This is a genomic window from Paenibacillus sp. GL_099_B, assembly GCF_057835695.1.
Genome location: NZ_CM174430.1, coordinates 2,528,751 through 2,541,839 on the forward strand (window position 1 = coordinate 2,528,751; position 13,089 = coordinate 2,541,839).

The 13,089-nt window shown below is 46.7% G+C and carries 10 protein-coding genes; all 10 read left to right on the forward strand.

Going from position 1 to position 13,089, the window contains the following annotated elements; genetic code table 11:
• Window positions 1–241: 241 nt before the first annotated feature.
• The 10 genes from AC3ITG_RS11815 (at window position 242) to AC3ITG_RS11860 (ending at window position 13,041) form a co-directional block, all read left to right on the forward strand.
• The gene (locus tag AC3ITG_RS11815; RefSeq protein WP_489253804.1) at window positions 242–4,561 is read left to right on the forward strand and encodes a PolC-type DNA polymerase III; all 4,320 of its coding nucleotides are present in this window, start codon (window positions 242–244) and stop codon (window positions 4,559–4,561) included.
• A gap of 259 nt (window positions 4,562–4,820) precedes the next feature.
• Complete coding sequence (gene rimP, locus AC3ITG_RS11820; protein WP_413377529.1) at window positions 4,821–5,282, forward strand: ribosome maturation factor RimP; 462 nt, start codon at window positions 4,821–4,823, stop codon at window positions 5,280–5,282.
• A gap of 123 nt (window positions 5,283–5,405) precedes the next feature.
• Window positions 5,406–6,503, forward strand: coding sequence for a transcription termination factor NusA (gene nusA / locus AC3ITG_RS11825; RefSeq protein ID WP_489253805.1), 1,098 nt, complete (start codon window positions 5,406–5,408; stop codon window positions 6,501–6,503).
• Window positions 6,504–6,528: 25 nt separating this feature from the next.
• A complete protein-coding gene (rnpM, locus tag AC3ITG_RS11830; protein WP_053783828.1) occupies window positions 6,529–6,837 on the forward strand; it encodes an RNase P modulator RnpM in 309 nt (102 codons plus the stop codon).
• Window positions 6,827–7,156: a YlxQ family RNA-binding protein gene (locus tag AC3ITG_RS11835; protein WP_029880929.1), complete on the forward strand. Its 330-nt coding sequence runs from the start codon at window positions 6,827–6,829 to the stop codon at window positions 7,154–7,156. Before rnpM ends, AC3ITG_RS11835 begins: the two co-directional genes overlap by 11 nt.
• Window positions 7,149–9,737: a translation initiation factor IF-2 gene (infB, locus tag AC3ITG_RS11840; protein WP_413377534.1), complete on the forward strand. Its 2,589-nt coding sequence runs from the start codon at window positions 7,149–7,151 to the stop codon at window positions 9,735–9,737. Before AC3ITG_RS11835 ends, infB begins: the two co-directional genes overlap by 8 nt.
• A 25-nt stretch (window positions 9,738–9,762) precedes the next feature.
• Window positions 9,763–10,122 carry a 30S ribosome-binding factor RbfA gene (gene rbfA / locus AC3ITG_RS11845; protein ID WP_062326091.1) on the forward strand — a complete coding sequence of 120 codons (360 nt, stop codon included), beginning with the start codon at window positions 9,763–9,765 and terminating at the stop codon, window positions 10,120–10,122.
• A 19-nt stretch (window positions 10,123–10,141) separates the two neighbouring features.
• Window positions 10,142–11,119 (forward strand): DHH family phosphoesterase, encoded by a 978-nt coding sequence (locus AC3ITG_RS11850; protein WP_489253806.1) that lies wholly within the window; start codon window positions 10,142–10,144, stop codon window positions 11,117–11,119.
• Window positions 11,113–12,036 (forward strand): tRNA pseudouridine(55) synthase TruB, encoded by a 924-nt coding sequence (gene truB, locus AC3ITG_RS11855; protein WP_489253807.1) that lies wholly within the window; start codon window positions 11,113–11,115, stop codon window positions 12,034–12,036. The genes AC3ITG_RS11850 and truB overlap by 7 nt, the downstream gene beginning before the upstream one ends.
• A gap of 66 nt (window positions 12,037–12,102) precedes the next feature.
• Complete coding sequence (locus AC3ITG_RS11860; RefSeq protein WP_489253808.1) at window positions 12,103–13,041, forward strand: bifunctional riboflavin kinase/FAD synthetase; 939 nt, start codon at window positions 12,103–12,105, stop codon at window positions 13,039–13,041.
• Window positions 13,042–13,089 lie beyond the last annotated feature (48 nt).

Consider the following 13,089-nt stretch of genomic DNA (forward strand, 5'->3'; position numbering starts at 1 on the left):
TTTCCCCTTTGTAAAAGGGAATCAAAAAATCTGGGGATAACAGCGATCGGAAGGTTGTTCTGTTATCGGAGTGGTAAGTGTAAATATCTTTTTGTTCAATTTATATAACGGCACATACGGACTGTAAGAGTAAGGAATGGAGAGCTTCTGTCGGATAAAATGAGTCGGTGCGGGTTCGGATCGGGGACATTTTTGAATGCAGAGGCTTTTCCTGTTTTAAGGGGGTACAAGGAGGAACACGATGAGTGGATTCGAGGAGAAGAGAAAACGGTTTGAGTTGTTGTTGAAACAGACGGAGCTTCCGGCTGGCCTAATAGAGCCCTACTTTTTGGATGGATGGATTGAACGGGTGGAGACAAGTCGTAGCAACCGCGACTGGACTATTGTGATTGCAAAGGATACCTTGGTTCCTGCTCCAATCTATCGTACATTTTGTCTGCACATCCAGGATAAAATGAATCATATCTCTAAGATTACGTTTGGTTTCAAATATAGTGAGCAGGTCGAGATTGGTGATATTGTCAGTGAGTATTGGAACTTGTTCCTTGAGTGGGTTACACGGGAGATTCCATCCGTTAATGGTTGGATGAATCGTACCAAGTTTGAATGTGAAGCGGATCTGCTGCAATTGACCATGAGTGATGCAATGTCGATGGAGCTCGCGAAGAAGAAGCAGATCGATCAGGCTATAACCACTTTTTATGATAAGTATTTCCAATTACCCTTGCGGGTCAAATTACTGGTTGGTGAGGTTGAAAGCAACAAAGAGGCGATGGAACAATTCCAGCTCAAGAAGCGTGAAGAAGAGCTTCAAGTTATCGAACAAATGATGAGTGAAGTGGACTCAGAAATGCCTGAAGAGGAAGATCAGGGCGATGTTCGCTTACAGATGGGATATGAGATCAAGGAACCACCTGTACCTATGCAGGAAATTCAAGATGAAGAGAAAAAGGTTACGTTGCAGGGAACGGTCTTCGGTCTGGATCGCAAGGAATTGCGGAACGGGAATACCTTGTTTACTTTTTATCTGACGGATTTCACGGATTCCATGCAAATGAAGATGTTTGCCAAAACAAAAGAGGATGTCAAAATCTTGAGTTTGTTGGCAAATGGAAAATGGGTGAAAGTGCGTGGCCGTGTAGAATACGATCGGTTCATGCAAATACCGGAACTTGCCATGATTCCGTCAGATTTGGTTGAGGTAAAGGCACCGCCATCCCGTAAAGATAATGCAGCTGAGAAACGGGTTGAGTTCCATCTGCACTCCACAATGAGTACAATGGATGCCGTAACTTCGATCGACAAATACGTAAAGACTGCAGCGGAATGGGGACACAAGGCAATCGCCGTAAGTGATCATGGTGGTGTGCAGGTGTATCCGGAGGCGTCCAAAGCGGCCAAGAAAAACGGAATTAAAATGATCTACGGCCTTGAGGCCAATGTGGTGAACGATTCGGTTGCTGTTGTACTGGCACCACAGCCGTTGGAACTCAAATCAGCGACATATATCGTCTTTGATATTGAGACCACAGGTCTGTCTGTAACCCAGAACAAAATCATCGAAATTGCGGCAGTGAAGGTAGAGGACGGTAAAGAAATTGACCGCTTTGCTACGTTTGTAAATCCGCATGAGCGCATCCCATATAACATTCAGCAGTTGACTAACATTAACGATGAAATGGTGAAGGATGCACCTGAGCTAGAACCGGTTATCCGTGATTTTGTAAAGTTTGCCGGAGATGGCGTATTGGTTGCGCATAATGCTCGATTCGATATGGGCTTTATTCAGGCTTCGCTGAAACAGCTTGGCATGCCTGAGCTTCAGAACCCTGTACTCGATACGTTGGAACTGGCACGGTTGTTATATCCAAAAATGAAGAATCACCGTCTGAATACGCTGGCGGATAAATATAAAGTAGCACTGGAAAGCCATCACCGGGCGATTGATGATACGATTGCGCTCGCAGGGATACTAAATGGATTGGTTAATGATGCCGCCCAGATGAAAGGCCTGACAATGCTTGATCGGCTAAACGATTATGTCGGAGTTGATCTTTCAAATACGCGACCATTCCATTGTGGAATCTATGCTTTGAATGATGTCGGCAAAAAGAATCTCTATAAACTGGTATCTCTTTCCCATACGGAGCATTTCAAACGGGTACCTTGTATTCCAAAATCGAAGCTGATCAATTTACGTGAAGGCCTCATTATTTTATCCGGTTGTGAAAAAGGTGAGTTTTTCGAGGCTGTGCTAAACAAATCGCTTGAAGAGGCGGAAGAGATAGCGCATTTCTATGACATTCTGGAAATCCAGCCTCTGACAATGTATATGCATTTGGTGGACAAAGGGCTGGTGGCTACGCCAGAGGAATTGAAGCTCGCTGTTCGTAAAGTTGTTGACATTGGTCAAAAATTGGGAAAACCGGTAATAGCCACAGGTAACGTGCATTATCTGGAGCCGCGCGACAAACTATATCGGGATATCACCATTCATGGCATTACAGGGTTCAGCCCGCTCAAAGATCAACGTAAACCGGATGCTCACTTAAGAACGACGGATGAAATGCTGGAAGAGTTCAAGTATCTGGGCCAGGATAAAGCCTACGAAGTTGTCGTTACGAATACGGTTGAATTGGCGGATCGATTCGAGGAAATCAAACTGTTCCCGGACAAGTTGTTCACTCCGATTCTGGAAGGCGCGGACGATGAAATCCGTAATACCTGCTATAATACCGCCAAGTCGATTTATGGTGAGGAACTACCGGAAGTAATTGTGGCACGACTGGAAAAAGAATTGAATCCAATTATCAAATACGGTTTTTCTGCGAACTATCTGATCTCGGAACGTTTGGTTAAAAAGTCGAATCAGGATGGCTACCTTGTCGGCTCCAGGGGATCAGTTGGTTCGTCTGTAGTTGCTACTTTCCTGGGTATTTCCGAGGTTAACCCATTGCCAGCACACTATATTTGTGTGAATCCGGAGTGCAAGCACAGTGAGTGGTTCCTAGACGGCAGTGTGCCGAGTGGATTTGACCTTCCTGAGAAAGAATGCCCTGATTGTGGGGGCCGATTAAAAGGCGAAGGGCAGGATATTCCGTTTGAGACCTTCCTTGGTTTTAAAGGGGACAAGGTTCCCGATATCGACTTGAACTTCTCGGGTGATTATCAACCGCATGCCCATAACTATACGAAGGTGCTTTTCAGCGAAAAAAGTGTGTTCCGTGCGGGGACGATTGGTACGGTGGCTGAAAAGACGGCGTTTGGTTTTGCCAAGAAATATGAGGAAGAACATCATAAGAAATGGCGTGGGGCTGAGCTGAACCGTTTGGCTTCCGGTTGTACCGGGGTTAAACGTAGCACAGGACAGCATCCCGGTGGTATTGTCGTTGTACCGGATTATATTGAAGTAGAAGATGTAACGCCTGTACAATTCCCGGCGGATGACGTTAATGCGGAGTGGAAAACAACACACTTTGACTATCACGCCTTCGAAGAGAACTTGCTAAAACTCGATATTCTGGGGCACGATGATCCAACCATGATGCGGATGCTGCAGGATTTGACGGGTATCGATCCAACGACCATTCCGATGAATGATCCTAAGGTCATGAGCATGTTCAACTCTACGGAGGCACTCGGTGTTACACCGGAGCAGATTCGTTCACCAGTTGCCACTTTTGGTGTACCAGAGATGGGGACGAAGTTTGTACGTCAGATGCTTATCGAATCCCAGCCTTCGTCTTTTGCCGATCTACTCCAGATCTCCGGATTGTCTCATGGTACGGGGGTATGGCTTGGTAACGCACAAGATCTTATCAAAAATGGAACATGTAACATCAAAACGGTGATTGGTTGCCGGGATGATATCATGTTGTTCCTAATTTATAAGGCGGGCATGGACGCCAGTCTTGCCTTTAAAATTACGGAGAGTGTGCGTAAGGGACGTGGTTTGCCGCAAGAATGGATTGATGAGATGAAAAATTGCAAGGTGCCGCAATGGTACATTGATTCCTGTCTTAAAATCCAGTACATGTTTCCGAAGGCCCACGCGGCCGCTTATGTTATCTCGGCAGTGCGTACAGCTTTCTTTAAGCTGTATCACCCAATTGAATACTACGCGACATACTTCACAGTTCGTGCGGATGAGTTTGACATTGAACTGGTATGTCAGGGCTATGAGCCCATCTATCGCAAGATCGTAGAGATCGAACAATTAGGTTTCCAGGCACCGCCAAAAGAAAAAAACATGCTGCCTGTTCTTGAGATGGCATTGGAAATGGCAGCACGCGGATTCTCGCTCAAGCCGATTGATCTGTATCGTTCGGAAGCGACGAAGTTTATCGTTGACGGAAATTCACTTATTCCTCCGTTTTCGGCACTGGGAGGAATCGGGGATAATGCTGCACGCAATATCGCTGCGGCAAGAGATCATGGAGAATTCCTTTCGATCGAAGATTTTCAGCAGAAGTCCAAAGCAAGTAAAACAATTGTTGAATTGCTGACGGGTATGGGATGCTTCCGAGGTTTGCCGGAAAGCAATCAATTATCCTTGTTCTAAAATGGCATTTTGAGTATCCATTTATGGTCTGTGATGTGATTACGTAAATTTTTCTTCATTAGTGGTTAAAATGGCTGAGTGATCGCTTACTTGTCACTATTACCAGACTATGTTATAATTTTTGAAGTGAACGAGATAGTACGAATTTCTAAAGAGTGGGGAAACCCACTCTTTAGTCTTTGGTATACAAGAATCTTGGGTAATGAAGAAATTGCCAGTCATTATTTGCTGGTGTAACCTAAGTTGGAGGTTATCGGTTTTGAGCACAACGAACATTAAATCTACCGTGGAAGAAATGATCCAACCCTACTTGAACGAACAAGGCTTCGAGCTGGTTGACATCGAATACGTCAAAGAAGGCAGCAACTGGTTTTTACGGGTGTATGTCGACAAAGAGGGTGGCATCGACATCGATGATTGTGTCTTGATCAGCGAAAAGCTAAGCGCCAAGCTGGATGAGAACGATCCGATTCCGACCATCTATTTCCTTGAAGTGTCTTCTCCCGGTGCGGAGCGTCCACTGAAAAAACCAGAGGACGTTTCCAAATCCGTAGGTAAAAATGTATTTGTTACAACCTACGAGCCGGTAAATGGAATAAAGGAATTTGAAGGCAAGCTGCTTTCCTTTGATGACGGGGAACTTGTGATCGAAGCAGGCAAGAAACAGCATGCCATTCTTTATGACAAGGTTGCGAGTGCGCGCCTGGCCATTCTGTTTTAAGTGCCTTGTTCACTTATTAATGAAAAAAGACACATCTCACGATAACGGCAAGGTGCTCATGAGTCTAGAGCCTTTCGCCGTTTTACGTATGAGATGCCATGTTTGAAAGGGGGATCAACATTCATGAGTATGGATTTTATTGAAGCAATGAATGAATTGGAGCGGGAAAAAGGGATCAGCAAAGATGTGCTGTTTGAAGCGATCGAGGCAGCACTCATCTCCAGCTACAAGCGTAATTTCAACACCGCCCAGAATGTGCGTGTTGACATGAACCGCAATACGGGTGTTATCCGGGTGTATGCCCGCAAATTGATCGTGGAAGAAGTCCTGGATTCACGTACCGAAATTTCATTGCCTGCTGCACGAGAGATCAACCCACACTTCCAGCTGGAAGATATTGCGGAGATTGAAGTTACGCCGCGTGATTTCGGACGTATCGCCGCACAAACTGCCAAACAGGTAGTGACCCAGCGGATTCGTGAAGCCGAACGCGGCCTGATCTACAACGCTTTCGTTGATAAGGAAGAAGATATCGTTACGGGAGTGGTGCAGCGTCAGGATTTGCGCAATATCTACATCGATCTGGGCAAAATCGAAGCGGCATTGCCGCTGACCGAATTGATGCCGAACGAGAAGTTTGTTCATGGTGACCGTATTAAAGCGTACATCACCAAGGTCGAGAATACGACCAAAGGGCCGCAAATCATTTTGTCCCGTACACATCCGGGCTTGTTGAAACGTCTCTTTGAACTGGAAGTACCTGAAATTTTCGATGGTGTGGTTGAGATTCGCTCCGTCGCACGTGAAGCGGGCTTCCGCTCCAAGATTGCTGTTCATTCCCGCAATGAGGAAGTTGATCCGGTTGGATCATGTGTAGGTCCTAAGGGAATCCGCGTGCAGACCATTGTGGGTGAGCTGCGCGGTGAAAAAATTGACATCGTTCGTTTCTCCGATCAGGTAGACGAATATGTGGCTAATGCACTTAGTCCTTCCAAAGTATTGGAAGTTCAAGTATTCGAGGAAGAAAAGATGGCTCGGGTTATTGTTCCTGACTATCAGCTGTCCCTCGCCATTGGGATCAAAGGCCAAAATGCCCGATTGGCAGCCAAACTGACCGGCTGGAAAATCGACATTAAGAGCGAGAGCCAGGCGGAACAGGAATTCGGCAGAGAGAAAGATTCTTCTTTGGAAATGCACCAAGATTCCGTCTCCGTCGACTAAAGTAAAGCACGGGGGGCGCTAACGTATGAAAACCAAAAAAGTACCGCTGCGCAAATGTGTGGCGTGTCAGGAAATGATGCCCAAAAAGCAGCTGATCCGTATCGTTAAAACGCCAGAGGATGAAGTGCTGATCGATTTGACTGGCAAAAAGTCCGGACGTGGTGCTTATTTATGCGGCAAAGAGTCCTGTTTTAAGCTTGCACTCAAAAACCGGTCTTTGGATCGGGCGCTAAAGGGCAAAGTCTCACCGGAAATTTATGAGCAATTGGCAGCTGATTTCGTTGCGGTAGAGGACGAATTCATAGCAGCACAGGAGCGTGAACATGATGAATAATAAAACATTGTCTTATCTGGGACTCTCCATGCGTGCAGGCAAACTTGTGACAGGTGAAGAAATTGTACTTAAAGCGATCCGTTCTTCCGAAGCTAAAATGGTTATTGTTGCGGGTGACGCCTCGGCCAATACACAAAAGAAATTTCGCGACAAATGCGGGACATATAAAGTTCCACTGGTGATCGGATTTGACCGGGATAGTCTGGGTTCAAGTATCGGTAAAGAAACGCGGGTTGTTCTTGCAGTAACGGATCGAGGGTTTGCAAAAATGATCTCCAAGCAAGTCGGTATAATGTCGGAGGTGGAGTATATTGAGTAAACAGGAAAACAAGGATAAATTGCGAGTTTATGAATATGCGAAGTCCCTTAATATGAGTAGTAAAGAAATTATAACCATTCTTAAAAAGCTGGATATTCCCGTAAACAATCATATGAGTGTCATGGAGAATGGTTCAGTCGGTAAGGTGGAACAATTTTTTAAAGATATAAAATCCACTGCCGCTTCCAAACAAAGTAACGAAGCAAAATCCGTTGCTACTTCGTCAGTGCGCAGTGACAAAACAGTGGACAGCAACAAGCCGGCCGGCGGAGTGAACACGCCGAATAGCAGCAACCCATCCGGTAGTCCCGTACAAACAAAAATACAACAGGAAAAGCAGGTAGGTATGAACAATAGACCAAATTCCAACAATAACAATGGCTCCCAAAGACCTAGCGGCCAAGACAGCCGCAACAGAACGAACTCTTCCCAAGGCTCAAGCCAAGGAGGACAATCAAGTAATCGTCCAAGACCAGCTCAAGGTGGACAAAGTAGTACAGCATCCCGTCCGCAAAGTACGGGACAACGTCCATCGAACAGCGGTGGCGGTCAAGCAAGAAGTGCAGGCCCGAACAGCGGTGGCAACACTGGCACTGGCGGCAACCGTACTGGTGGCCAAGGACAGAGCTCAGGACAAGGCCAACGCAGAGGCGGCCAAGGTAATTCCGGCAACAACAACAACAACAATAGCGGCAACCGTTCGAACAGCGGTGGCGGTGGACGTCGTTATGACGACAACCGTGGCGGCAACTTCCGCGGTAATCGTGGTGGCAAGAACAATCGCAACAGAAATCAACAACAGTACCAACAACGTGAGAAAATTGATAACACACCTAAGAAAATCATCGTACGTGGTGACATGACTGTTGGTGAAACAGCGAAGCTGCTCCATAAAGATGCTTCCGAAGTTATCAAAAAACTCATTGCCATGGGTGTTATGGCAACGATTAACCAAGAGCTTGATATCGAAACGATCCTTCTGCTTTCGGGTGAATTCGGTGTTGAGGTTGAAGTGAAAATCGTGCTTGAAGATGACCGTTTCGAAACACTGGAAGAAAATGATGATCCTGCAGAATTGCAATCCCGTCCTCCAGTTGTAACGATCATGGGTCACGTTGACCACGGTAAAACAACATTGCTCGATGCGATCCGTTCCACGAATGTAACCGGCGGAGAAGCAGGCGGAATCACGCAGCACATCGGTGCGTATCAAGTTGAAATCAATAACAAAAAAATTACGTTCCTCGATACTCCGGGTCACGAAGCGTTTACCGCCATGCGTGCACGGGGAGCACAGGTTACGGATATGACGATTATTGTTGTAGCTGCAGATGACGGTGTTATGCCACAAACGGTTGAGGCGATTAACCATGCCAAAGCTGCTGGGCTGCCAATTATCGTAGCTGTCAACAAAATTGACAAGCCGGGTGCAGATCCGGATAAAGTTAAACAAGAATTGACCAACTATGAACTCGTTCCGGAAGAGTGGGGCGGAGACACCATCTTTGTTAACGTTTCAGCGAAACAAAGAATGGGTCTGGAAGGTCTGCTTGAAATGATCCTGCTCGTTGCAGAAGTAAACGAATACAAAGCAAACCCGGACAAACGAGCTCGCGGTACAGTGATTGAAGCCGAGCTGGATAAAGGACGTGGCCCAGTTGCTCGTATCCTCGTTCAGCACGGTACACTGAAAGTCGGAGATGCATTTGTTGCAGGTAACTGCTTCGGTCGCGTACGTGCGATGGTGAATGACAAAGGTCGTCGTTTAAAAGAAGCTGGACCTTCAACACCAGTAGAAATTACCGGTCTGACTGAAGTTCCAGGTGCGGGAGATCCATTTATGGTGTTTGAAGATGAGCGCAAAGCGCGTTCTATCGCTGACAAACGTGCCATCACACAACGTGAATCCGATCTGGGTACAAACACACGTGTGACACTGGATGATCTGTTCCAACACATCAAAGACGGCGAAATCAAAGATCTGAACGTAATCATCAAAGGTGACGTACAAGGTTCGGTTGAAGCATTAAAAGGTTCCCTTGCGAAGATCGAAGTTGAAGGTGTACGCGTGAAAATCATTCATAGCGGCGCTGGTGCAATCACAGAGTCCGACATCATTTTGGCTGCAGCATCCAATGCCATCGTGATTGGTTTCAACGTTCGTCCTGATAACCAGGCGAAAGCGACTGCAGATCAAGAGCAAGTAGACATTCGTCTGCATCGCGTTATCTACAGTGTTATCGAAGAAATTGAACAAGCAATGAAAGGTATGCTTGATCCGATTTACAAAGAAAAAGTAATCGGTCATGCTGAAGTTCGTAGCACGTTCTCCATCAGTAAAGTCGGCACCATTGCTGGATGTATGGTTACCTCGGGTAAAATTACGCGTTCCGCGGAAGCACGTCTGATTCGTGATGGCATCGTCCTTTACGAAGGCAAGCTGGATTCCCTGAAACGTTACAAAGATGATGCCAAAGAAGTAGCCCAAGGTTACGAGTGCGGTATCACGCTGGATAAATACAATGATCTCAAAGAAGGCGACATTATCGAAGCCTTCATTATGGAGACAGTACAACGATAAGCAAGGAAGCATGAGGTGAACAACAATGGCTAAGATTCGTACAGGTAGAGTGGGCGAGCAGATCAAGAAAGAATTAAGTCTGCTCATCCAGTCTGAACTGAAAGATCCTCGTATCGGCTTTATTACCGTAACGGGAGTCGAAGTGACAGGCGACTTGTCGCAAGCCAAGGTTTATCTGAGTGTCTTCGGTGAACAGGAACAAAAGGATAACTCGCTTAAAGCGCTGGCAAAAGCAAATGGATTTTTGCGTTCAGAACTGGGCAAGCGTATCCGTTTTCGACATGTTCCCGAGTTGATATTCAAGATTGACGAATCTATTGCATATGGCAGCCGAATTGAGAAGCTGCTTGGTGATATCGGTACCGACAAGAACGAATCCGAGTAACAGAATAAAGGAGACGGCAATGCACACTTATGAACAGGCGCTTCAGGACGGAAAGCAATTTCTGCTGGAGCATGATGATTACCTGGTCGTGTCGCATGTACAGCCGGACGGTGACGCAGTCAGCTCGACGGTAACGGTGGGCTGGCTGCTGTCATGTCTGGGCAAGACATTCACGATGATTAATGAAGGTGAAATTCCACAACGCATGAATTTTCTGTGGGAAGCTGGTAAGATCGTGAACATGACCGAACAACCACCGGCGCGGAAATACAAAGCGATAATCTGTGTGGATTGTGCAGACTTTTCCAGAGTAGGCCTGACTCGTCATTATTTCGAAGAAGATGCTGTCATTTTAAATATTGATCATCATCCGACCAATGACGCGTATGGAACAGTAAACATCATTAAGCCAGACGCTGCAGCAACGGCTGAAATTCTGTTTGATTTCCTCAACCTTTTCCCAGTGAAATGGAACAAGGATGTGGCTACAGCAGTCTACACGGGATTGTTAACAGACACAGGTGGATTCCGCTATGCCAATACGAGTCCTAATGTGATGACCACCGCATCCAAATTGCTTGAACATGGTGTGGATGGACCTTATCTCGCACAGATTTTGCTTGAGCAGGTTACGCTTCCCCAAGTCCGTATATTGAATCAGGCACTCTCAAGTCTGCAAATGACTGACGATGGCAAGATTGCTTGGGTAGTCATTACACCAGAAGATATGATCGCTTGTGGTGCGGCCAATGAAGATCTTGAAGGGGTAGTCAATTACCCGCGTAACATTCTAGGTGTGGAAGTGGGCATCTTTTTTAAAGTGATCAATGACAATGCGGTGAAGGTATCTCTTCGGTCAGCTGGCAAGGTTGATGTTGCTTCGCTTGCACAGAACTTTGGTGGAGGCGGTCATGTACTCGCAGCTGGATGTCGCGTTGAGGGTAAGTTGGAAGATATTGTCGAACTAGTGCTGAAGCAGGTGAATGCTCAATGGTAAAACCATTTGAAGGCGTACTTCCGGTGTACAAACCAGCGGGATTTACTTCTCATGATGTTGTGGCCAAAATGCGTCGCATTCTCAAAATGAAACGTATTGGTCATACAGGCACATTGGACCCGCAAGTTACTGGTGTACTTCCGCTCTGCCTTGGACGGGCAACACGTGTGGTAGAGTACATGCAGGAGCTTCCCAAGGAGTACCTGGCAACGCTACGACTGGGTCTGTCTACTGACACGGAGGATATGACGGGTGAAGTTATTGAGCGGTCGGAGACGGCTGTTGAGGTGACACAGGAACAGGTTCAGCAGGTGCTGGAGCAATTCCTGGGCACCATCTCACAGGTTCCGCCTATGTACTCTGCGGTTAAAGTGGATGGAAAGCGACTCTACGAGCTTGCTCGTGAAGGCAAAACGGTAGAGCGCAAGAGTCGTGAAGTTACGATCTATGAGCTGGAATTGACAGGAATTGAGAATCAAGGCGACTCTACGGATATATCGTTCCGTGCTTTATGTTCCAAAGGGACATATATTCGAACGTTATGTGTGGATATCGGTAGAAAATTGGGATATCCGTCCACAATGCTACACTTGGAACGCACGATATCGGCAGGGATTTCTGCTGATCATTGCCTTCATTTCGAAGAAGTGGAACAACGCATGATCGATGGAACGTTAGCCGAGGTGTTGATTCCGGTTGATGAAGCCATCGCTTCCATTCCGGCACATACGGTGGGTGCGGATCAGACCAAGGGAGCACTTCAGGGCCAGAAATTGTCGGCGCGTTTGCTCGAACCGCCTGCAGAGCAACCGGGTCTACTGCGGTTATATGATCAGGATGGGACGTTTCTGGGGATATTTGAGCGGGATGAATTGAAAGCAACGGTGAGAGCTGTTAAAGTCTTTTTGCCGGAATAAAGAGGTTCCTGGTTTGAGTGGTGGTACTCAAGCCTGGCCTATCAAGTGAAATGCAGGTGAATGATTGTGAAAACCGTAATGCTAACCTATCCGCAGACGTTACAATCGGCTGTTCAGGGCACACATCCCCAAGTGCTCGCGATCGGTCAATTTGACGGGCTGCATCTCGGACATGCAAGTGTCATTTTGTCAGCTGTCCGCATTGCACGCGAAACGGGCATGCAGGCAGCGGTGATGACCTTTCATCCTCATCCGAAGGAAGTTATGCGCAAAGGGGATTACGAGGGTTATCTAACTCCCTTGAGAGATAAAGAAGACATCCTGGCAGGCATGGGTGTAGACGTGCTCTACGTGGTCGAATTCAATGAGGAGTTCTCAAGGTTGACGCCGCAGCAATTCGCACATGATCTGCTGCTCCCGCTTCAGACTCGAACAGCGGTAGTTGGTTTTGACTTCCGCTTCGGTCACAAGGGAGCAGGGGATGAGCAGCTTCTTCGCACATTGGGAGAAGGCGAAATGACGGTGGAGACTGTGCCTCCATTCCTGTTAAATGGTGAGAAGGTAAGCAGTTCTCTCATTCGTGGCCTGTTGAAGCGTGGAGAAATCGACGAAGCCAGTCAATGGATCGGACGACCTTACAGCATCAGGGGAACCGTAATTCATGGGGAGAAACGTGGACGGACCATTGGTTTTCCTACCGCTAACCTTGAACTTACGGATCATTATGTTACGCCAGCGAAAGGCGTTTACGCTGTTCGTGTGCAGTATGGGGAGCAGGAACTGCGTGGCGTCATGAACCTTGGTGTGAAACCTACCTTTCACGAAAACGGGATGAAACCTACGTTTGAGGTGCACTTGCTTGATTTTGATGGGCAGATATATGACCAGGAATTAAAGGTTGATCTCGTTCACTACATTCGTGCAGAACGAAAATTTGACTCGATTGATGCCTTGATCAGTCAGATTCGTGAAGATGCATTAACCGCTGCCCGCCTGTTATCTTAAGTCTCAGGATAAAATATAGGTTTACATTTACTTTGTCTGGGCAACTAT